Source organism: Micromonospora alfalfae, assembly GCF_022230925.1.
Taxonomy (GTDB): Bacteria; Actinomycetota; Actinomycetes; order Mycobacteriales; family Micromonosporaceae; genus Micromonospora; species Micromonospora alfalfae.
The window spans coordinates 355,876-376,699 of record NZ_JAKKFH010000045.1; the positions used below are offsets into that span (position 1 = coordinate 355,876).

Below are 20,824 nucleotides of genomic sequence, written 5' to 3' on the forward strand. Positions count from 1 at the left end.
AGCGTTGCGGGGTGGAGGCGACCGAACGGAGGACGGCGGTGGTGACGGTGTGGCGGTATGCGCTGAGGGCAGGGGTGGTGCTGGCCTGTCTGAGTGGGGTGGAGCTGGCGGTGGCCGCCCCGGCACAGGCGGCCTTCACCACCGAGATGAGCGGCCTGCCGGGACGGTTCACCGCCGGTGAGCAGGTGCGGACGATCTCCGCTGTGGTCTCCCAGACGGACCGGCGCGCCAGGTGCGCGAAGGTGCGCTGGTCGATGGTGCTCAGCGTGCAGGGGGGCCTCCGGCTCGACCAGGTGAAGATGGACCGGGTGGAGGAGACCGGCGACTTTCCGCTGGAGATCCGCACCGAGGGTGACGTGGCCCGGTTGACCGACCGGCAGCTCGACCCGGGCACGCTCTGCCCGGGCCGCACCGTCACGGCCCGCTACCGGGTGGCCTTCGACGAGGACGTCACCCAGGGGCGGGTCACCCTCGCGGCCGAGGCGTACGACGCCAACCTGCGCCTGCTGGCCCGGCAGACCGCCACCCGCTCGGTGGTGGGGGTGGGCGGCGACCCGACCAGCAAGCCGAAGCCGACGAAGAGCCCGCCGGAGCCCACCGAATCCGCGAGCGAGCCGACCGACGACGAGAGTGCGACAACGGAGGAGCCGGCCGCCGACTACCCGGCCGACGCCGTACCACCGTCGGCCGACCGCCCGGTGTCGCAGTCCAGCGCGTTCGGCGTGGTGCAGGTCGCCTTCCTGCTCGGCGGGCTGCTGCTCTTCCTCGGGGTGGGGCTGCTGCTGCGGCTGCGGCAGCTGACCCGGGCCACGGCCGGGGACGCCGACGAGGGCGACGACCCCCCGGTGGACCGACGTTGGGAACGCCCGGCCGTCGCGGATCCCTGGCGTCGAGCGCACCGCTGATCGAGGGCAGTGGGGCCGGCGGACATCCGCCGGCCCCACTGCGTCACTTCGAGAACGCCTGGAACTCGGCGATCCTGACCTGGCTCCGGGCCGGGCTGGCGGTCGCGCAGTCCGTGGTGGTGGCCGGGTCGTCGTCCTGCTCGCCCGCGTAGTGCGGGCCGCCGGTGCACTGGCTCGCCAGCACCTCGAGGCGCAGGTGGGTGGCGAGGGTGGTGGGTACCGCGAACGTCCGGAGGTTGATGTCGCGGCTGTACGCCCGGTACGCCCCGCCGGGGAACGCGTCCCCGGCGCTGGTGTAGATGCGCTGCCAACGCGTCGGATCGGCGCAGTCGGTGGTCGTCGCGTTGCAGGCGGACACCGCGAACGAACGCAGCGCGGTGAGCGCGTTCTGCGCGCCGGTGTCGGCGTCGCCGGTGATCGCCGGGCGCAGCATCGCGCTGACGTTCACCCGCTTGACCGTCTGCGGGGCGTCGCCCGGCAGCGCCACTGTGAGCTGCCGGCCGGCGACCCCGTCCACCGACGCCCAGTTCGTCGCCTCGGTGTCGTCGACGACCTGGTCCAGGTTGACCCCGTCACCGCTGATGGTGGCGCCGGACGCGGCGGAGGCGAGGTTGCGGCTCATCCGCAGGTCGACGTACCCGTCCTGGCCGGCCTTGGCCACCACGCTGAGCCGCTGGTGCCCGAACCCGGGGGCCACGGCGAGCAGGTCGTACGTGCCGGCCACCATCTCCACGGTGTCCGGGATCGGCGTCGCCGGGTCGGTGTCGGCCACCGGCACGGCCCGCGCCTCGTACGCCCCCACGTACACCCGGATCGGCGCGTCGGCGCTGTCTCCCCGTGGGCGCAGGGTGAGCGTCGCGTTGCCGCCGCGCGGCGAGGCGAAACTCGGCGTCGGGTCGGTGTCGCCGGCACCGTTGGTGGCCGCGTCCCGGCCCATCCCGGAGCGGGCGAACTCGGCCCAGATCAGGTCCTGGTTCGCGCCGCCGAAGCGGAGCAGGTCGGCGGTGAGCATGTTGTCCCGCATGTCGAGCATGCTGACCTGGCTGGCGGCCTGCAACAGGAACGAGTCGAAGACCAGCTGCGACCACCGCCGGTTACCCGGGCACTTGTCTGCCGCGACAGTGCCCAGTGCGCAGTCGAGCTGCCGTTGCGGGGTGCCGAGGCCGTACCGCTTCACCAGGGCGGAGCGGACCCGGAAGTTGGTGGCGCCCCAGATCTCCCCGTCGGCGTGCACGGCCGGGCCGGCCGTGTTGTAGCCGATGTCGGAGTAGTTGAGCGGGCTGCGGCTCAGGTCGTAGTTGCGAATGCCGCTGACCAGGTTGCCGGTGACGTAGCCGCCGGTGATGAAGGGCGTTTCGCCGGGCGCGCGCAGCCCGTGCTGGAAGAGGTACTCGGCGGCGAGCAGGTCGCCCCAGGACTCACCCATCGACCCGCCCTGGTGGCCGCTGATCCCGCTGTCCGGGCCGGCGATCATCCGGTTGGTGATCGCGTGGGTGTACTCGTGACCGATCACCGTCATGTCGTAGTCGCCGTCCACGCACGGCGGGTACGGCCCGCCGGCCTGCGGCTGCCAGAGGTACATGTTGGTGGTCGGCGGCAACCCGTCGCGCGGGGTGCCCTGGTTGGCGTTGTTCCGGTTGCCTGACAACGCGCCCTGCTGGGCACGCCCCTGCTCGGCGTCACCGCCCAGGCCGGACGGGGTGAGGTTGACCGCCTGGAGGTTCCACGCCGACTCGGTGAAGCCCAGCTGGTACGACCAGTCGTGCATCCGGTTGTGCATGGCGAAGAGGTTGGCGATCGACGCGTCCGCGTCGTTGCGCTGTGCGGAGGTGAACACCCCCGGGTTGCACTTCGCCTGGTGCCACTGGTCGGTGAACTGGTACTCGTAGCGGCGTTCGGGGCTGGTGGGGGCCGGCACGACCGGGGTGTTCGCACCCCAGGACAACACGGTGTTGGCCGAGTTGCCGCGCGAGGTGAAGGTTGGTGTGCCGGTGGCCGCGTCGACGTCCCACTGTTGGCCGGTGGCCGGGTCGCGGAAGGCCGCCTGGCAGCCGGGGGCCGGGTCGCCGCACCAGCGCACCCGGGGGTCCTGCCCGGGGCCGAGGTCGCGGGGCGGGGTGGCCGGGAAGACCGCCCAGCTCGGGTTGTCGGAGTCGAAGTCGACGAGGTCCTCGCGGACCAGCACCTGCCCGGTGCTGCCGTCCACGTAGCTGGTGAACGCGGCAGGGTGCTCGGTGTCCGCGCCGATCATGGTCACCTCGTAGGCGGCCCGTGGCCCGTCCAGCGGGGTGGGCACCGCCACCGACCGGATGGTGTGGCTGGCCACCGCGTCGGCGGTCAGTTTGGCGTCGGCGAGCGCGGCGGCGTACGCCTGCTCGGCGGTGCGGGTGGCCGGCGCTGGCGTGCCGGTGTTGCGGGCCAGCGAGGAGCTGACCGAGAGCACCGCGCCGTCGGTGACCGCGAGGGTGACGAGGCCGTCCGGCCCGGCGGGGAGGTCGCCGAAGCGTTGCCGGAGGGTGACCACTGTGCCGCTGCCGATCGGTCGGACCAGCACCCGTTCCATGCTGGCCACCGTGGCGGCGTCCATGCCGAACAGGTCGTGGTTGGCGGTCAGATAGGCGCGGGCGGCAGCCTCCGGGTCGGCGGGCAGCCCGCTGGCCAGCGGGCTGCGGCCGGGGCCGAGCGCCTGCGGGGTGCCGAGCCGGTTCCACCGGACGTCGGGGTCGACGGCGCGGGCGAGGCCGCGTTGGCGGGCGTCGGGTGCCGCCGTACCGGTGCGGTTGTCGGCATCGGCGGGCGTGTGTCCCTCGGCGAACGGCCCGGACCGGCGCTCGGCGGACGTCGCGCCGCCGGTGGGGGCCGCGGTGCTCGCGCCGGTGGGGAGCAGCGCGGCGACCGTCGCCGTCGTCGCCAGGATGGCGATGAGCCGGCGTCGACGCCGGCTCATCGGGGGTGACCACTCCGGTTGTGGCACGGGACCTCCTCGTGGGAGCGGGATGGCCGGCGTGTCGCCGGCCACAGATGCGCGGTGACGCATGCGCATCTGTGGATATCAGTCTCCCGAGGTCACGGCAAGGTCCCGAGCCGCTGTCGCACCAACAGATCGAGATCTGGTCAGGCGCCCGGCGCCCAGTCGGGGTCGCGGCCGAACGCGGCCAGCAGGTGGTCCTGCTCGTCGGCGTCGTCGGGCACCTGTACGCCGGTGTGGACCAGATTGTTGCGCCGGTAGGCGTCGATCTGGCCGGCGAACCAGTGGGCGGCGGCGTGCACCGCGTCCGGGTCGAGCCGTGGCTGTGCGCCGATCGCCACCGCCACGTCCCAGCCGTGCACGAGGTGCTCGGCGAGGAGTTGCTGGAGGTACTCGGTGGCCGGGGTGTCGCCGCTGGAGAGGTGCACTGTGCGATCGATGGTGCCGGGGTGGGTGGCGGCGACCTCGGCCTGCGCGGCGGCCTCCCGGGCCGTCGCGATCGGGTCGGCGCCGAGTTGGTCACCGTCGAGCCGGTCGCCGACCTCGTCGATGGTCCGGCCGGCGAGCAGCGGAACGCTCCACCGGTCCTCGCTCACCACGTGGTTGACGAGCGTGCGGACGTCCCAGTCCGAGCAGGGTGTCGGGTCGGACCACTGGCCGGGCTCGATCTGATCCACCCGGTCGATGAACTCGGCCAGGCTTCGGCGGTACGCCTCCAGGAGGTCCATGCTGCCGATTGTTCCGGTCGACGGGGCGGGCTGTGTCCGTTTTGCCCGGCCCGGTGCGGGGGATCGGTGCTGGCCCCGCTCAGTCCAGGTCGGTCGGGTCCAGGCCGAGCTCTCGGGAGGTGACCAGCCGGACCCACTCGCCGAACTGGCGGCGGGAGATCACCCGGTCGTGCACGGCGAGTTGGACGGCGAGGCCGTCCATCACCGCGCTGATCCGCCAGGCGGCCCCGTCGGCGTCGGCGCACTGGAAGGTGCCGTCGGCCACCCCGGCGGTGATCACCGCGGCCAGGTCCTGTCGCCAGCGCAGGTCGAGCCGCCGGGAGACCTTCTCCAGTTCGGGGGTACGCAGCGACTCGGACCAGCCGTCGATCCACATGGACCAGGAGGTCGCCCGCCCGGCCGGGGTGTAGAGCTTGAGGATCCGGCGGAGCTTGGTCAGCGGTGCGGCCGAGGAGCGGGTCACGGCGTCCAGGCGGGCCAGATCCTGCTCGACCGCGTACGCGAAGGCCTGCGCGAGCAGCCGCTCCTTGGTGGCGAAGTGGTAGAACACCAACGCCTGACTCACGCCCGCGGCATTCGCCACGTCCGCCGTCCGGGTGTTGGCCAGACCGCGCTCCACGATCACGTCGCAGGCGGTGCGCAGCAGGGCATCCAGGCGGATCTCGGCCGCACGTCTCGTCACGACCGTTACCGTAGCCCATCCGACTGAACACGAACAGTTACCACCGCGCGCCGATCCGCGCGGTGACAGTCGGAAGCCGGACACTTCTTCCGGGTGTCGTCGATCGTTCCATGGAGGGCGTTCGTCGAGGTCCGCTGCGCGCTGTCGGGGCGTGCGGACGTCGATGGTCGGGCTTGCGACGCGATGATGACGATCATTGCGTAGTGATGTCGGAGGGTGATGGGCGATGCGCGAATCAGGCACCAGATCAGCCACCTAGGAAGCCTGCCGATTGTGGCTCCGGTCCAGCCCCGGCCACCCCTGACGCGCCGAGTCGACCCCGAGTTGGCAGTCAAACACCTACTCGGCTAAAGTTCTCATCCGTCACCCGGGAACGTCCGGGGGCGTGCGGACGTAGCGCAGCTGGTAGCGCATCACCTTGCCAAGGTGAGGGTCGCGGGTTCGAATCCCGTCGTCCGCTCGGAGCTGCCGCCACGCATGACGGGGGCAACCTCGGTGGGGTGGCCGAGAGGCGAGGCAACGGCCTGCAAAGCCGTGTACGCGGGTTCAAATCCCGTCCCCACCTCGGCAACAAGCACGGGCGATTGGCGCAGTGGGAGCGCGCTTCCTTGACACGGAAGAGGTCACTGGTTCAAACCCAGTATCGCCCACCACGAGAACGGCTCGTCACCGGAAGACCCGGTGGCGAGCCGTTTCGCTTGTGGCGCCACTGTCGTCAGTCGACGCTGAGCCGGTAGCCGATGCCCCGCACCGTGTGCACGCGCAGGGTGTCGTCGACGGCGTCCAGCTTGCGACGTAACCGCTTCACGGCCGAGTGCAGGATCGACGTGTCGCCGAGGAACGCGCAGCCCCAGACCGATTCGAAGAGCCGCTGGTACGTCCAGACTCCGACCGGTGCGGTGGCGAGTTGGGTGAGCAGGTTGCGCTCCAGCCGGGTCAGGGCCAGAGGTTCGCCGCGCCACGTCACCCGATGGTCGAGCGGGTCGATGGTGAGCTCACCGAGGTTGATCTGGCCGGCCACGCCAACGGCTGGAGCGGGGGCGGACGCGGTGGTGGCGGTGGGCGGCCGCGTCGGCCCGCTGATGACCGGCCCGCCGATCATCGCCTGCAATTCCGCGAGGTCGGTGCAGATCACCAGGGTGCCGAGTCCGTCCAGGCGCCGCACCATCCGCTCGCGCACCGACACGTCGGCGGTCACGCAGAACACGAGGGACACATCGTCGATCACTGTCGTACCTCCCCAGGCGCCAGTAAAAGACAACGCTGTCTGAACCCCGTAGTCAATGGTTTCCGCCGGGGCGGCCACCCGTGATCCACTGCGGCTCGCCGGGACGCGCGCCCGCTCTCAGAAGGTCAACAGGCGGAACTCGCCCACCGGCCGGAAGCCGAGGCCGCGGTAGACCGACTCACCGACGGCCGACGAGGTGAGGGCGGCGGTGCGGGCACCCCGCTCGGCGGCCAGATCCAGCGCCGCCCTGGTCATTGCCGCGCCGACGCCCCTGCGGCGCTGCTCGGGCTGGGTGGCGACGAAGTAGAGGGTGACCAGACCGCGGCTGATCCAGGCGACGGCCGTCGCGACCACCCGGCCGTCATCAAGGCGGCCGGCCAGCCGGAGCACAGTGCCGTCGCCGCTGAACGCCTTCTCCCGTTCGATCGTCGCCGCCACACCGTCCGCCGGGATTCCGGACACCCGGGCATACGCCGGCACGAACGTGGCGAGGTCGGTGGTCTCGGCGATCCGCACACCGGCCGGAATCGGCACCTCGGCCACCGCCCCGATCCCCACGGTCATGATCGGCATGCGGGCGACCTGCACCGCTCCGAGGGCGACCAGACCGTCGGCGGTGCCGGCGTCGCTGTCCGGGCCAACCCACCAGACCCGGGGTACGCCGTGCAGGCGCTCGCGGGCCTCGGCGAGCGCGTCCTGCGCTGTGCGCCCGACCACCCGCAGCACGCCGTTGAGGGGTGCGTGCGGCACGTTACTGCGGTAGGTCGGGAGGTCCGGCCCCCCGGCGACACCGATGTTCCAACCGAGCAGATACGCCCGGTGCGCGGCCAGCACCGCGTCGAGAGGCTTCATGATCTGGATCGTAACGCGGGGGTCGCACGCTCTCGGCCAGCGGAAACGGCTCGGATCGGCCGCTGTGACCGGCGGTACTTTGTCGATCGTTCCAGATAGCGGGTAGCGTTCAGCCATGGCCCGCACCCGTGAGTTCGACCTCGACGCCGCTGTCGACGCTGCCATGGACGTGTTCCGGAGAAAGGGCTACGAGGGCACCTCCATGCGGGACCTCTCCGAGGCGACCGGCCTGGGCAGCGGCTCGATCTACGCGGCGTTCGGCAGCAAGGACGGCCTCTACCTGGCGGTGCTCGACCTGTACCGGCAGCGCTACGCCACACCGATGGTCGATCTGCTGCGCTCGGGCAACGATCCGCGGGCGGTCATCCGTGAGGTGTTCATCGGCGCCGTGGACGACATCACCGGCGACGGCCGGTACCTCTCCTGCCTGATCGTCGGGGCGTCGATGGAACGGGCGCACCAGGATGTGCGGGTCGCCGAGCGGCTTCGCTCGACCACCCAGTCCCTGGAGTTGGCGCTCTACGACCTGCTCGCCGAGGCGCAGTTGCGGGGTCAGATCACCACCGACCGCAGCGCCACCGACCTGGCCGGCTTCCTGGTCACCAGCCTTCAGGGCCTGCGGGTGATGGGTGCCATCAACCCGGATCGGGCGGCGCTGACGCGTTACGCAGAGGTCGCGCTCACCTGCCTGAACTGAACACCGGACACGGTCGGCGGCCGGGGCGCCCGAAATGAGGAGTCGAGCATGAGAGCGGTCGGACTGCTGCGCTACGGCGGGCCCGAGGTGCTGCGGGTGGTCGAGCTTCCGACGCCGCACGCCGGCCCGGGCGAGGTTCGCATCCGCGTACGCGCCGCGGCGGTCAACCCCGCGGACACCCTGATCCGGGCCGGTATGACGCCGGTGCGACTGCGCGGCAGCGATCCGCTGCTGCCCGGCCAGGACATCGCCGGCACCATCGATGAGGTGGGCTCCGACACCAGTGGCGCGCTCGCCCCGGGTGACCCGGTGATGGCCATGATCAACCCGACCCGGGCGGCCGGCGGCGGGTACGCCGAGTGGGTGGTGCTCCCGGAGGCCTGGGTGGTGCCCGCTCCGGCGGGCGTGTCACCCGCCGAGGCGGCCACTCTGCCGTTGAACGGGTTGACGGCACTGCACGCCCTGGACCAGTTGCGGCTGCCACCCGGCAGCACCCTCGCGGTGACCGGCGCGGCCGGTGCCGTCGGCGGGTACGCGGTCCAGCTCGCCAAGGCCGCCGGTCACCGGGTGTTGGCCGACGCGTCGCCGAGTGACACCGAACTGGTCGCCGCGCTCGGGGCCGACGTGACGGTCACCCGAGGTCCAGATGTCGCCGACCGTTTCCAGGAGCATGCCCCGGACGGGGTGGACGCCGCTGTCGACGCCGCGTTGCTCGGCGGCGCGTTGCTGCCCGCGGTACGCGACGGGGGCGTCGTGGCGCTACTGCGCGGCGGGCCCGATCCGGTGCTTCGGGCGCAGGCCGACCAGCGCAGGATCGACATGGTGTCCGCGTACGTGCACGAGTACGACGGGCGCCCCGACAAGCTCGACCTGCTTCGGCGACTCGCCGAGGAGGGGGCGCTGACCCTGCGGGTCGCCGGCCGGTTCCCGCCGCAGGAGGCGGCCCGCGCGCATCAGCTCCTGGAAGCGGGAGGGGTGCGCGGCCGGTTGGTCATCGAGTTCTGATCCCGGCGTCCGCTGCGGCGCGGGGTCGCCGGTGCGACGGGCCGGCCACCTTCGCCGAAGGTGGCCGGCCCGCAATCACTGTGGTCTGGCGGCTCCGCCAGCGGTGGAGCTGGCTGGTTCACAGCGGCGGTGCGATGTCCCGCCGCTCCTCGACCTGGCGATACTCCACCGGCTGCTCGGTGGTGGTGACGACCTGGCGGCGGCGACCCCAGATCAGCGTGGTCATGATCAGGCCGAGCACGCCGGCGCCCATCAGGATCCAACCGACCACGTCGAGGTTGATGCCGCCGACGCTCGCGTCCAGTGCGAAGGTGAGGATCGCGCCGAGCGCGATCAGGAAGATGCTGGTGCCGATACCCACGACAGCCTCCTTAAGGGGGTGTGGTGCGCTGTCGAGCCCTTCAGTACCCCGGCCGGGACCAGCGCAACCGTGACCGGCCAGGGTGCCGTGCCAAGCGATCTTGGCATCGGGTAGAGTTCACCTGTCGCCGGCGCTTGCCGGGGACGTGCGGACGTAGCGCAGCTGGTAGCGCATCACCTTGCCAAGGTGAGGGTCGCGGGTTCGAATCCCGTCGTCCGCTCGCGATCCGCCCCATTGGGGCTTGGCTGCCGGGTTCGGCGGCCGCCACGGGCGATTGGCGCAGTGGGAGCGCGCTTCCCTGACACGGAAGAGGTCACTGGTTCAAACCCAGTATCGCCCACCAGCTCAGCGGCCACATCCGATCGATGGATGTGGCCTCTTGCTATTGCTGGGTGACCAACCCACCTCAGGCGAGCGAGCTCGCTGAGGTGGGCCCAGAAACGGGGCTCAACTCCAGCTAAGCCCGGCGAGTTGTTGCTTGAACTGTTTCAGGGTGAAGCCGTGGCTGTCGGGCGGTACAAGCGACAGGGAGTAGGTGACCTGCCCGAGCTCCCACCAGACCGTCCAAGAGCCTGGTGCGCCGTAGGTAGTGATGATGCCTTGCTGTGAGCGGATTGGGACCGTGGCGACAGTGGCGGGCCGGTGCACCCTGGTTGTGGGCTGCGCGTCGAGGAGCAGCGTTGTGCCGCCAGGGTCGCGAAAGCTCTGAAACCAGCGTTCGTCGGGCCGCAGGTGTCCTCCGGAAGGATCCCACCGCTTGTCTGCAAGGACGTCCGGCACATCCCGCTGAAAGTAGGTCGGATGCGGCCGGGTGGTGGTGGCGTCGCGCAGAACTCTGTCACCGAGGGGTTTCTGCAGCGACACGAAAGCGGGCGCAGCGTCACCGGTGGTGGCGCAGGCTTCTTCCTCTGCTCGCACAGTGCTCGTGGTCACCGAAATGACCACCTGGGTTTCGTCCTGATGGGTGATCGTCGCCTCGGGGGAACGCGTGGGCTCTCCGCAGTTTGCACTGTCTATGCCGGTGGCCACGGTGATCGAGGTGTCGTCGCGAGCGACGACCGCTGCGACCCATGGCAGCACGACGGATCCATCCGGCGTCGAGGCTCGATTCTCATGCTGTGGTGCCGCCGACGCGGACGGTGTCGCCTCTTGTGGAGGTTCCGCTACGGCGTCTCGGCGACCTGTTCCGCAGGCACCACATAGCGTCGCGACGAGCACTGCTGCGGTGATGCGGACAACCTTGCGCGAGCTAATGATCACCACCGCAGCCTGCCATAAAAGTGGAAGCCCACCGCTGCCCCTCACTGCACCGAGCCGGTGACCACCGACGAGCCAGCCGCTCGGGCGAATGCTCCGGGATCTGTGGGCAGCCCTCGGTTTTATAGTCGGTCACTCGCCGGCGCGGAGTACCTCGCTCAGCCGGTCGCGTCGCCGCAGCGCCGACTCCACAGGTACGACAGCGGCGGCCGTCGCCAGCAGCGCCACGCTCACCAGGCCCAGCAGCCACCACGGCAGGACCGCCGTCGGATCGGCGGCCTGACCGGTGAGCAGCCACAGGTCGAGCGGGCCGAGCGTCAGGCGCGCGAGCAGGGCCCCGAGCAGCGGGCCGCACACCGCGGTGACGACCACCGGCGGCAGCAGCTCTCCGGCGGCGACCCAGCGGGCGTCGCGTGGCCGCAGGCCCAGGGTCCGCAGTCGGGTCAGGGTCTGCCACCGCTGCGAGGCGCCGGCGGCGGCGGCGAGCATGAGGCCGAGCAACCCCAGCGCCAGCAGCACCGCGGCGGCCGTCCACGCCAGCCGTACCAGCCCTGCCGTCAGCGGAGCCACCCGCTGCGCCCGCAGGACGTCCGCCCGCAGCACGACGTCGGAGGCGACTCCGGTGTTCGACACGGCCCGGCCCGCGCCGGGGCCGGTCACCCAGACGGTGTTCGGAACGGCGGGCAGCCCGGCGTCGGCGAGGGCCGCGGCGTCCACGATGACGACGTCGGTGGCGCCGCCGACCGAGGGAGCGGCACCGACGGCGGCGAGCCGGATCGCCGGGGCCCCGTCCCGGGGTAGCTGCAGCCGCGTGCCGGTCCGCAGATCGCCGTCACTCGAACGGACCAGCGCTGGGACCTCCCCGGGGCCAGGACCGGGTGCCCTGAGCCGGGCCAACGCCGGCGCGTCGGGCAGCGGAGTGGTGGCCAGCAGGCGCTGGAACGCCGCAGTGTCCACGACGACCAGGCGTGGGGTGAGCAGCGTCGATTCGCTGAAGACGCGTGCCGAGTTGGTCACCTGCGCGACGACGACCTGCCCCACCCCCGGTGCGGCGGCGATGCGCTCGGCGAGTGCGGGCGTGGCGGCCTCGGCGTCGGCGCCGACGTCGAGGCGGGCGTCGGCGCCGACGGTGCTCCACGCGCCGTCGGTCAGGCCCCGGGTGACGGTGGCGCCGAGGATGAGCGCGAACGACGCGAGCGCCGTGGTGCTGACCAGAACCAGCAGCGGCAGCGCACGCCCGGCCGTTGTGGCCGCCTGGGCGGCACTGAACACGGCCAGCGGGCGGCGCGAGCGCAGGGCCTCTCGGAGCGCGAACCGCGCCCCGAGGGGCAGTAGCCGGAGCAGGACGAGCGCGCCGACGAGCGCGCCCAGAGCGAGGGCGCTGATCGGCAGGATGAGGTCGCCGGTCAGCTCACCGCTGTCACCGTCGGAGTCGACGGGCAGGAGCCCGCGCTGGTGCAGTGTGACGAAGGCGGCCACCGCGGCGATCAGGACAGCCGCCTCCACCGCGGTGCGGCGCAACTGACCGGTGGCCCGGATCCAGCGCCGAGCGGCCCGGTTGGCGGGTTGGCGTCGGTCACGGCTGGCGCGGGCGGCGGCGAGGGTGCCGAACGCCGGGCCGGCGAGGGCCCCGGCCAGGACCACGGGAACCGCCCAGGTCCAGGAGACGCCCGGAGCGGCCGCGCGCGCGAGCGCGAGCCCGACGGCGGCGGCCGACACCGACACCACAGTGGACTCGATGATCAGTTCCGCGCCGAGGTCGGGTAGCGCCGCCCCACGCTGCCGGGCGACACTCAGCACCGGGGTACGGCGGCGGGCCAGCAGGTTGGCGGCGAGCAGCAGGACCAGCACCGTGGCGGTCAGGACCCCGGCGAGCAGGACGGCGGCCTGTGTGGAAGCGGCGCTGTTCCGGGTACGGGCGTCGCGCAGGGCGGTGTCGAGCTGCGATTCCCACTTCAGGGACTGGTCGCGGTCGCTCGATGAGCCCGAGGTCGCCTTGAGCTTGACCACCTGGGCGGCGAGCGCCGCTGCGGCGTCCCAGGTGAGCGCGTCGGGAACGGGTGCGAAGTGGACGGTGCGTCGCAGTTGGTCCTCGTCGACGGCGAGCCGGGCGTCCGGTAACGACTCGCGCGACAGCAGGCCGGCGAACCGGGTGGTCCCCGGGCCGTCGGCGCCGGGCACGGGGCGCAGGAGCGCCGCGGCGAGCCGCCAGGCAGGGTCGGCGCTGTCAGTGGGTCGGTAGATCCCGCTGATCCGGACGTCCTTGTCGCGACCCTGGCCGTCCTTCACCGGGATTCGATCGCCGGGGCCGAGATCGAGTGCGGCGGCGTCCGCCTCGGAGAGGCCGACCTGCACCGGCCAGGGCGGTCCGCCGTAGGGGACCTCGACGTACTCGTCGGAGACGGTGGGACCGGGCGGGCTGCCGGCGATCCAGGTCACGTCCGGGCCGTCGAGGTCACCGGCCAGGTAGGTGAACTGGAAGGTACGCGGCGCGTTGCCGTCGGTGATGGTGAGGATCGGGCCGTTGACAGCGGTGACTGGCGGGAGCAGCGCGGCGTCCAGGTCGGGCCCGAGGGCCGATGTCGCCCGGTCGCGGAAGTCGCCGAGGTCATCGGCGAGGTGGGGCATGCGGACCCGCCCGCCGGTCGGTCCGTCGTCGCGTTCCCAGTTGGCGTGGACGAGGACGTTCGAGTCCTGGCCGGCGCGGCGGACCGTGTCCCGCACGGCGTCGTCGGCGGCGGCGCGGAGCAGCGCCGGCGCTGCTCCGGCGAGCAGCGCGACGGCCGCGATGACGGCGGCGGTGAGCAGCAGCGGTCCGACGTCGGCACGGCCACGGCCGCGGATACTGGGCCAGTGCGGCGTCGGCCACCGACGGGTCAGCCACCGCTTCACGGCGCCACCCGCAGGTGCGTGGCGTCGGCCCGACGGACCTGGACGGTGACCACGACGGCGACCGCCAGCATGCATCCGGCCAGCAGTACGGCGAGCAGTGCGGCCTCGGCTGGCCACGGCCAGTGTGCCTGGGTGGCCGGGACGGGCGCGGCGCCGGTTTCGGAGCGCACGAGCAGGGGAGCGACGACGCGGGTGGCGAGCGCGCCGACGGCCGCGCCCGCCGCGAGCACCGGCAGCAGGACCCCGGCGTGCTGGCCGAGCAGCACGGCCCGGATGCCGCGTCGGGACATCCCCAGGCCGCGCAGCCGCGTCACCTCGACGGCGCGGGCCTGGAGATCACAGGTGACGTGCAGGACGACGCCGGCCAGCAGCAGCAGGGCTGCGGCCGGGACGATGAGGCGCAGCGCGGCCGGCAGCCCTGCGAGCAACGGGCCGCCGATGAGGCGGGCGGTCTCCGCCTCGCGGGTCGCGACGGCGCCCAGGTGCAGGGCGGTGGCCCGCTCGGCGGCACCGGGGCCGGCCGGGTGGCCGACCCACCAGGCGTCGACCGGGAACGTCAGGTCGCCGGTGACGGCACGTGCGCGGGACAGCGTGTCCAGGTCGGCCAGGACGGCGACGGCGCCGGGGGCGGACGGGACGGCCGGCACGACCTCGGTGACGACGACCGGGACGGGCGTGATGCCGACAGTGACGCTGAGCTGGCTGCCGCTCTCGACACCGACCTCGCTGGCGAAGCGGGCGGACACGGCGACGGGCACCGGGCCGGGGTCCGGGAAGGCGGTGGCGACGAGGGTCCGGGCGGCGTCCTCGACGCCGCCGAGGTCGACGGTCGCGGCCATCCGCAACGTGGTTCCCGTCGGGGTGGCGGACACCATGACGGTCGGGTCCCTCAGCCTGCTCGGGATCGGCGGCGCGGAGGTGGCTGTCCAATCCGATCCGTCGGTGGGATCCTCCGCCGGCCCGGCGGGGGGAACTGTGAGTGTGACGGCTACGGCGACAGGTCCGCCGCCCGCGTCGGCGGTGACCGGCAGGGCGACAGCGACGAGACGCAGCCCGTCAGCCGTCGCGCAGGCGGGCAGCCGAAACTCCCTGCCGTCGAGCGGTACGGCGGGACCGGTGCAGGCCGTGCGTAGGCCGGTGGCGTCCTGCAGCATCAGCCGGGGCGTCACGACGGGCGGAGTGTCACCGGCGGCGGTCCCGCTCAGTACGAGCGGGGCGCCAGCCGGAACGGCGAGGCCGTTGACCCGGGTGGGTGGTGCCAGCGTGGCACCCACGTCGGCCCATCCGCGGTCGTTGTCCAGCCGCCCCCGCAGCAGCGCGTCGGCGCGGGTGGTGTCGACGGCGACCAGGCGCGGCGCGTCACCGGCGCTGCCGAGCCACTGACCGACGGCGGTGCCACGGTCGAGGGCCGGACTCACCGCACCCGCGGTGGCCGCGCTGAGGACCGCGCCGTCGCCGGCCACCGGCGCCGTGCTGAGGGTGAGTGCCAGGTCGGTGCCGACGGCGAGCGCGGCCTGGTCGCGCTGCGACTGGTGCCACGTGTCGTCGAAGGCGAGGCCGAAGGTCCCGGCCGCGCAGGCCAGCCCGACGAGCAGCCCGGCGGCGACCGCCTGTGGCCGGCGGGCGGCCTCGGCGACCGCCAGCGGAAACGCCAGCCCGCGGGCGCGGTACGCCAACCGGTCGGCGCCGCGCAGGGCCGGTAGTACCACCCGGAGTGCCAGGGCGGCACCCGCGGTGAGCAGCAGCGCCGGCGCGAGCATCCGGACCGCGTCGGCGCGTGGGCTGGCGTCGGTGGGCTGCGCGTACAGCTGCCACCATCCGGCGGCGGCGAAGACCGCGAGCATCAGGTCGGCACCGGATCGGGCCAGCAGTTCGCGGCGGGTGCGCTGGTCGCTGGCTGCCGGGACGGGCCGGATCGCCAGGACGATGAGGACAGCGGCGAGCACCAGCGCACCGCCGACCACAGCGAGGACCTGGGCGCCGACGACGGCCGGCCGGACGGTCAGGCCGGCGCCGTCCAGCGGCGGCAGGTGGGTCAGGCCGGCGTGCAGGGCCGACGAGGCCGGTATCGCGAGCGCGGCGGCGACGGCGGCGACGAACCCGGCCTCGACCGTCGCGGTGGCGGCGAGTTGGCGACGGCTGGCGCCCAGGGCCGACCGCAGGGCGGTCTCGTCGGCGCGTATGCCAGTGGTCAGCCGGCCGGCGAGGACGAGTGCCGTCGCGGCCAGGACACCGCCGAGGACGGCGATGGCGAGCACAGCGGCGGCGGTGACGTGCCGTTGGTCGTCGGCGGACCGCAGGGTCGCCGGCAGTTCGGAGGCGACACGGGCGAGTTGAACGCGGTCGCCGAGGGTGCCGGCCAGCCGGCGGTCGACACCGTCGACGGCCTCAACCACTGTCTCCAGGTCGTGGCGGTTGCTGTGGGACAGGTCCGGATGGGCGGTGACCTCCATCCGGTCGACGGTGGCACCGGTGGTGACCAGGTCGGCCAGGTCGACGAGGAACGGGCCGTAGGCGTTGACCGGCTGCATGAAGCGGCCGTCCCGGTAGCCGGCGGCGGAGCCGGCCGTGGCCAGCGGGTCGCGGTCCCAGCCACGCGCCGGCAGCGGGCGTACGACACCGACGACGAGCACGTCGATGGGTGGGACGGGCGCGTGAGCCAGTTCGGCACCGAGGCGCACCCGGCGACCGGGGGTGAGGCCGAGCAGTTGTGCCGTGGACTCCAGCAGCACCGCGTCGCCGGGGTGCTGTGGCCACCGTCCGGTGACCAGCTCGCTGCGGGCCGGCAGGTCGTCCAGCCCCGACAGGTACGCCTGGGCCGGGACTGTGGTGCCGGTGGCGAGCCCGGGCGGCAGCGCCCGCAGCACCGTCGACGCCCGCGCGGTTGTTGTCACCGGGAACGGTGCGAGGGTGGAGGCCACCACCGTGCGGGTGTCGGCGGCGACGGACGGCGTGTCCCGGCCCTCGACGGTGCCGGTGTAGACGGTCACGTCGACGGCGGACGGGGCGGCGCGGGCCACGGCGACCTCCAGCGCGCGCTCGGCGGTGCGGGTGACCAACAGGGTGCAGGTACCCAGCACTGTCGCGCCGATCGTGACGACCCCGAGGAGGGCCGCCAGCAACGGCCACTGCGCGCGGGCGCGCCGGCTGACCAGCCTCATCGTCGCGTCACCGGGCGTCCGGCGCGGGCGCGTACGGTTGCCCGGCAGCCTGTTCGTCGAGGTGTCCGTCGTGGATGCGGATCACCCGGTCGGCCAGGGCCATCATCACCGCGTCGTGCGTCGACACCAGTACGGTGACGCCCTCGGATTCCACTATGCCGCGCAGCAGGGCCATCACCGACAGGCCGGTCTCGGCGTCCAGTTGCCCGGTGGGCTCGTCGGCGAGCAGAAGCTGGGGCGAGGCGGCCAACGCGCGGGCGATCGCCACCCGCTGCTGCTGGCCGCCGGACAACTCTGCCGGGCGCTGCCGGGCGTGGTCGGCCAGACCGATCAGCTCCAGCAGCAACTCGACCCGCCGCTCGCGCTCGGTCGGGGCGACGCGGGCCATCCGCAGCGGGGCGGCGACGTTCTCCGCGGCCGACAGCACCGGGATCAACCCGAAGCTCTGGAAGACGTACGACACCTTCTCGCGTCGCAGCCGGGACAGGCCGTCCTCGTCGAGGGCGGTGACGTCGGTGCCGTCGACGTGCACGGTGCCGGCGTCCGGGCGGTCCAGGCCGCCGATGACGTTGAGCAGGGTGGTCTTGCCCGAGCCGGACCGGCCGACGAGCGCCACCATCGATCCGGCGGCCACGTCGAACGACACGCCGTTCAGTGCGTGTACGACTGTCGGCCCGGTGCGGAAGCGCCGGTGTACGCCGCGCACGCTCAGCATCGGCTCGCTGCTCATTCGCCGCTTCCCGAGTCGGGGTGGATCGTGATGTGGTCGGGTTCCAGGGCCAGCCGGACCCGTCGGGTCAGCGCCAGCGCCTGGCGGAACTCGCGGGGCACCTGGACCCGCCCGGCCCGGTCCATCACCGCGTACTCCTCGGCGATCATGTGCGTGTCGCCCTCCGCGTCGGTGGTGCTGCGGCGCAGCACCTCGCTGCTGGTACGCCCATCCCGGATCGCGATGGTCCGTTCGACCTGGCCGCTGACCTCCGGATCGTGGGTCACCACCACCACCGTCACGCCGTAGCGCCGGTTGACGTCCCGCAGCACGCCGAAGACCTCGGCGGACGTGGCGGCGTCCAGCTCGCCGGTCGGCTCGTCGGCGAGCAGGACCTGCGGCTGGTTGGCCAGCGCCACAGCGATCGCGACCCGCATCTGCTGCCCGCCGGAGAGTTGCCCGGGGCGGCGGTCGGCGCAGCCGGCGACACCGAGGCTGTCCAGCAGTTCGGCGGCGCGCTCCCGGCGTTCCTGCTTCGCGGTACGGGCAGCCGTCATCGGCAGGTCCACCATCTCCCGCGCGGTCAGGTAGGGGATCAGGTTGCTCGCGGTCTGCTGCCGTACGAACCCGACGGTGTGCCGCCGGTAGGCCACCCGGTCCGCGCGGGACATCGTCAGCAGATTCCACCTGTCGACCCGGACCCGCCCGGCGGTGGGGGCGTCGATGCCGGCCAGGATGGAGAGCAGTGTCGACTTGCCCGACCCGGAGGCACCGACGACGGCGACCAGCTCACCGCTCTCCACGGCCAGGTCCAGGCCCTGAAGTGCCTGCACCTCGATCGAACCGGTCTGGTAGATCCGCACCAGGTTCTCGCAGACGATGAGCGCGTCCCGGCCGAACTCGGGTGCCCGCGCGGATGGCTGCGGCAGGGACAGCGGTGTGCCGGACATGCCCTTCTCCGTTCGGGTCGTGCCGACGTCGCGCCAGCCTGGGGTAGCGTCGGGCCTGTCGATCGGGCACGTGTTGTCACCTGATCGGCACGCGTGGTCACCAAATGTGTCAAGCGCCTCGATTGCCCGTGCTGACGCAGATTGAAGCAGTTTCGCAATCGGCGGCGTCGTTGACCATGCCCCGGGCGGCTTTCCTGCATTCTGGACGGGCGTCGCTGGCGAGCGTGAACGCAAGCACCCTCCTGCCCACCGTCCGGTTCTGCCACGGGCAGATCCGCTGCCGGTGAACACCGGCGCCCTCCGCCGGTCGGTGCCGGCACAGTGGAGCGCATGAGACTGCTGGTGCTGGGCGGTACGGGCTTCGTGGGCGGGGCCACTGTCACCGAGGCGGTGCGCCGCGGCTGGTCGGTGACGGTGTTCAACCGAGGGCTGCACGGCAGCGTGCCGCCCGGCGTACACCGGTTGCGGGGTGACCGCACCGCGCCGGACGGCCTGGGCGCGCTGGCCGGCGGTGAGTGGGACGTCGCGGTGGACACCTGGGACGGCGCGCCGCGGGCCGCCGGGGACGCCGCCCGCGCCCTGGTCGACGCGGTCGGTCACTACGTGTACGTGTCCAGCGGCTCGGTCTACACCGACCATGCCGTGGCGGGGTTGCAGGAGGACTCCCCGGTGGTGGCCGCCGACGCGGGTTCCGTCGACGGCGACTACCCGCAGCTCAAGGCAGGTGCCGAGCGCGCCCTGCGGGAGGTCTTCGGTCAGCGTGCGTTGGTCGCCCGGGCCGGCCTGATCCTGGGTCCGGGCGAGGACATCGGCCGGCTGCCCTGGTGGCTACGGCGCATCGAGCGGGGTGGGGACGTGCTCGCCCCCGCGCCGGCCGACCTGCCCGTGCAGTACGTCGACGTCCGCGACCTGGCGGGGTGGATGCTGGACGCGGGCGCCCGGAAGGTGGGCGGCACGTTCAACGCGGTCGGTCCTCCGGCACAGACCACGATGGGCGAGCTGCTCGACGCGTGCGTGGCCGCAGTCGGCGCGGACGCCAGGCTGCGCTGGACCGATCCGGCGTCGATCCTCGCCGCCGGGGTGCAGCCGTGGAGCGACCTGCCGATCTGGCTGCCGCGCGGGCACCCGTACCGGGGGTTGCTGGAGCAGGACGTGACCCGGGCCCTCGCGGCCGGGTTGACCTGCCGGCCGGTGGCCGAGACAGTCGGCGACACCTGGCGCTGGCTGCGGGAGGTTGGTACGGTTCCGCCGCGCGCCGGGCGGCAGCGACGCAGCTCGATCGGGCTGGACCCGGCAGTGGAGGCCGCCGTGCTCGCCGCCTGACAGTGCCCCGGCGGGTCAGGCGGGCACCACCGGCAGGTCCAGCACCTCGTCGACGCCACGTCGGGGGGTCGGTCGACCCGGCTGACCGTACCCGATCCGCAGCACCATCTGCGGCGTGCCGAACCGGCCCAGGGACAGCCGCAGTTGCTCCCGCGCCGTGGGCACCTCGATCGGCTGGGAGAGCATCGACACGCTGAGTCCGGCGTCGGTGGCGGTGAGCAGCAGGCGTTGCAGGGCCTGCCCGGCGATCACCTGGTCCACTGCGGTGTTGCCCGCCGAGCCCAGCACCCCCACCAGGGGTTCCGGTTCGAAGTCCCGCCCGGGGGCGCGGTCGCGCCCACCGTAGCCGCGCGCCGGGAGGACGTCCTGCGGTTCGCCCCGCGGACCTCCGGCCGAGGCGGGCACGCCGTCCGGGGTGGACCCCCGGCGCAGCCACCGTTCCCGTTCGGCCCGGTACGCGGGGTCGCGCTCCAGCACCCGGTGCGCGCTGCGCGCGATCTCCCCGAACGCGGAGACCGCGCTCACCCCGATCAACAGCTCCAACCAGCACTGCTCGGCACGGGCGGCCTCGCCGAGGCGCCACCGGGCGTCGGCCGGCACCGGGTCCGGCCAGAACGGCAGGCGGTTGCTGAACCGGCGTGGGATGGCCGCGTACAGGCTCTGCTCGGCGGGGGTGGGCCGGCGTGGAAGGTCCGGCACCAGCCGGGCCAGCAGGTCCGGCTCGGCCGGGTCGGGGCGCAGCCGCGCCCGGGCCGGGACACCGGCCACGGCCAGGGCGATCCGCAGGTTGAACAACGCGGCCCCGCAGGCGATCCGCAGACCCCACCCGCTCGGGTCGGTCGCCGGCAGCCGGCGGGTGGGGTCGGCCAGCACCTCGATGCCGCCGTCGCGCAGCCGGAGCCGCCACGGCTGGGTGTTGTGCAACGACGGTGCCCGGACCGCGTCCACGGCGGCGGTCCGCAACTGGGCTGCGGTGTAGCCGATGTCCATGTCGGTGCTCCTCTCCCGCTGGGCCGGCGGCGGGTGGTGCCGCGCTGGCTGGCATACCTTCACGGTCCATCGTTGCGTCGTCGCCGAGCAGGGCCGGACGTCCCGACCGGTCGGGT

At 73.1% G+C, this 20,824-nt stretch carries 15 protein-coding genes, 5 tRNA genes and 1 pseudogene; 9 read left to right on the forward strand and 12 right to left on the reverse strand.

Features of this window, described 5'->3' with window-relative positions; translation table 11 throughout:
* Positions 1–11: 11 nt before the first annotated feature.
* The gene (locus tag MED01_RS30630) at positions 12–905 is read left to right on the forward strand and encodes a hypothetical protein (RefSeq protein WP_238671933.1); all 894 of its coding nucleotides are present in this window, start codon (positions 12–14) and stop codon (positions 903–905) included.
* Positions 906–948: 43 nt separating this feature from the next.
* Here the strand turns inward: MED01_RS30630 and MED01_RS30635 are convergent, their stop codons facing one another.
* From MED01_RS30635 to MED01_RS30645, 3 genes are all read right to left on the reverse strand, one after another.
* Positions 949–3,879, reverse strand: a complete 2,931-nt coding sequence (locus tag MED01_RS30635; RefSeq protein WP_238671934.1) for a M36 family metallopeptidase — start codon at positions 3,877–3,879, stop codon at positions 949–951.
* Between the two features lie 140 nt (positions 3,880–4,019).
* A complete protein-coding gene (locus tag MED01_RS30640; RefSeq protein ID WP_238671935.1) occupies positions 4,020–4,601 on the reverse strand; it encodes a TIGR03086 family metal-binding protein in 582 nt (193 codons plus the stop codon).
* A 79-nt stretch (positions 4,602–4,680) separates the two neighbouring features.
* Positions 4,681–5,283 (reverse strand): TetR/AcrR family transcriptional regulator, encoded by a 603-nt coding sequence (locus MED01_RS30645; protein ID WP_238671936.1) that lies wholly within the window; start codon positions 5,281–5,283, stop codon positions 4,681–4,683.
* Between the two features lie 387 nt (positions 5,284–5,670).
* On the opposite strand from MED01_RS30645, the gene MED01_RS30650 reads away from it, so the two are divergent.
* The 3 genes from MED01_RS30650 (at position 5,671) to MED01_RS30660 (ending at position 5,936) form a co-directional block, all read left to right on the forward strand.
* Positions 5,671–5,743 (forward strand) — tRNA-Gly (locus MED01_RS30650).
* Between the two features lie 34 nt (positions 5,744–5,777).
* A tRNA-Cys gene (locus MED01_RS30655) sits at positions 5,778–5,848 on the forward strand.
* 13 nt (positions 5,849–5,861) lie between these two features.
* A tRNA-Val gene (locus tag MED01_RS30660) sits at positions 5,862–5,936 on the forward strand.
* A gap of 13 nt (positions 5,937–5,949) precedes the next feature.
* On the opposite strand, the pseudogene MED01_RS30665 reads toward MED01_RS30660, so the two are convergent.
* A pseudogene (locus MED01_RS30665) lies at positions 5,950–6,451 on the reverse strand (winged helix-turn-helix domain-containing protein).
* Positions 6,452–6,628: 177 nt separating this feature from the next.
* Positions 6,629–7,363, reverse strand: a complete 735-nt coding sequence (locus tag MED01_RS30670; protein WP_238671937.1) for a GNAT family N-acetyltransferase — start codon at positions 7,361–7,363, stop codon at positions 6,629–6,631.
* Positions 7,364–7,478: 115 nt separating this feature from the next.
* On the opposite strand from MED01_RS30670, the gene MED01_RS30675 reads away from it, so the two are divergent.
* Complete coding sequence (locus MED01_RS30675; protein ID WP_238671938.1) at positions 7,479–8,060, forward strand: TetR/AcrR family transcriptional regulator; 582 nt, start codon at positions 7,479–7,481, stop codon at positions 8,058–8,060.
* 48 nt (positions 8,061–8,108) lie between these two features.
* Positions 8,109–9,065 carry an NADP-dependent oxidoreductase gene (locus tag MED01_RS30680; protein WP_238671939.1) on the forward strand — a complete coding sequence of 319 codons (957 nt, stop codon included), beginning with the start codon at positions 8,109–8,111 and terminating at the stop codon, positions 9,063–9,065.
* Between the two features lie 118 nt (positions 9,066–9,183).
* Here MED01_RS30680 and MED01_RS30685 read toward each other — a convergent pair whose 3' ends face one another.
* Positions 9,184–9,426 carry a DUF6458 family protein gene (locus MED01_RS30685; protein WP_091400768.1) on the reverse strand — a complete coding sequence of 81 codons (243 nt, stop codon included), beginning with the start codon at positions 9,424–9,426 and terminating at the stop codon, positions 9,184–9,186.
* Positions 9,427–9,573: 147 nt separating this feature from the next.
* On the opposite strand from MED01_RS30685, the gene MED01_RS30690 reads away from it, so the two are divergent.
* Together MED01_RS30690 and MED01_RS30695 are read left to right on the forward strand one after the other, a co-directional pair.
* Positions 9,574–9,646 (forward strand) — tRNA-Gly (locus MED01_RS30690).
* Positions 9,647–9,694: 48 nt separating this feature from the next.
* A tRNA-Val gene (locus tag MED01_RS30695) sits at positions 9,695–9,769 on the forward strand.
* Positions 9,770–9,873: 104 nt separating this feature from the next.
* On the opposite strand, the gene MED01_RS30700 is transcribed toward MED01_RS30695, so the two are convergent.
* From MED01_RS30700 to MED01_RS30720, 5 genes are all read right to left on the reverse strand, one after another.
* Positions 9,874–10,506, reverse strand: coding sequence for a hypothetical protein (locus MED01_RS30700; RefSeq protein ID WP_238671940.1), 633 nt, complete (start codon positions 10,504–10,506; stop codon positions 9,874–9,876).
* A gap of 309 nt (positions 10,507–10,815) precedes the next feature.
* Positions 10,816–13,575 carry an FtsX-like permease family protein gene (locus MED01_RS30705; protein WP_238671941.1) on the reverse strand — a complete coding sequence of 920 codons (2,760 nt, stop codon included), beginning with the start codon at positions 13,573–13,575 and terminating at the stop codon, positions 10,816–10,818.
* The gene (locus tag MED01_RS30710; RefSeq protein WP_238671942.1) at positions 13,572–16,736 is read right to left on the reverse strand and encodes a permease; all 3,165 of its coding nucleotides are present in this window, start codon (positions 16,734–16,736) and stop codon (positions 13,572–13,574) included. Before MED01_RS30710 ends, MED01_RS30705 begins: the two co-directional genes overlap by 4 nt.
* 7 nt (positions 16,737–16,743) lie before the next feature.
* Positions 16,744–17,466, reverse strand: coding sequence for an ABC transporter ATP-binding protein (locus MED01_RS30715; protein WP_238671943.1), 723 nt, complete (start codon positions 17,464–17,466; stop codon positions 16,744–16,746).
* Entirely contained in the window at positions 17,463–18,395 is a 933-nt protein-coding gene (locus tag MED01_RS30720; RefSeq protein ID WP_238671944.1) for an ABC transporter ATP-binding protein, read from the reverse strand. The genes MED01_RS30715 and MED01_RS30720 overlap by 4 nt, the downstream gene beginning before the upstream one ends.
* Positions 18,396–18,725: 330 nt before the next feature.
* Here MED01_RS30720 and MED01_RS30725 point away from each other — a divergent pair, with 330 nt between their 5' ends.
* Positions 18,726–19,718, forward strand: coding sequence for a Rossmann-fold NAD(P)-binding domain-containing protein (locus MED01_RS30725; protein WP_238671945.1), 993 nt, complete (start codon positions 18,726–18,728; stop codon positions 19,716–19,718).
* Positions 19,719–19,733: 15 nt separating this feature from the next.
* Here the strand turns inward: MED01_RS30725 and MED01_RS30730 are convergent, their stop codons facing one another.
* Complete coding sequence (locus MED01_RS30730; protein WP_238671946.1) at positions 19,734–20,708, reverse strand: Acg family FMN-binding oxidoreductase; 975 nt, start codon at positions 20,706–20,708, stop codon at positions 19,734–19,736.
* Positions 20,709–20,824 lie beyond the last annotated feature (116 nt).

Coding starts and splice junctions, on each gene's coding strand:
- MED01_RS30640 (WP_238671935.1), bottom strand. CDS start 4,601: ATGGACCTCCTGGAGGCGTACCGCCGAAGCCTGGCCGAGTTCATCGAC.
- MED01_RS30670 (WP_238671937.1), bottom strand. CDS start 7,363: ATGAAGCCTCTCGACGCGGTGCTGGCCGCGCACCGGGCGTATCTGCTC.
- MED01_RS30675 (WP_238671938.1), top strand. CDS start 7,479: ATGGCCCGCACCCGTGAGTTCGACCTCGACGCCGCTGTCGACGCTGCC.
- MED01_RS30680 (WP_238671939.1), top strand. CDS start 8,109: ATGAGAGCGGTCGGACTGCTGCGCTACGGCGGGCCCGAGGTGCTGCGG.
- MED01_RS30710 (WP_238671942.1), bottom strand. CDS start 16,736: ATGAGGCTGGTCAGCCGGCGCGCCCGCGCGCAGTGGCCGTTGCTGGCG.
- MED01_RS30715 (WP_238671943.1), bottom strand. CDS start 17,466: ATGAGCAGCGAGCCGATGCTGAGCGTGCGCGGCGTACACCGGCGCTTC.
- MED01_RS30720 (WP_238671944.1), bottom strand. CDS start 18,395: ATGTCCGGCACACCGCTGTCCCTGCCGCAGCCATCCGCGCGGGCACCC.
- MED01_RS30725 (WP_238671945.1), top strand. CDS start 18,726: ATGAGACTGCTGGTGCTGGGCGGTACGGGCTTCGTGGGCGGGGCCACT.
- MED01_RS30730 (WP_238671946.1), bottom strand. CDS start 20,708: ATGGACATCGGCTACACCGCAGCCCAGTTGCGGACCGCCGCCGTGGAC.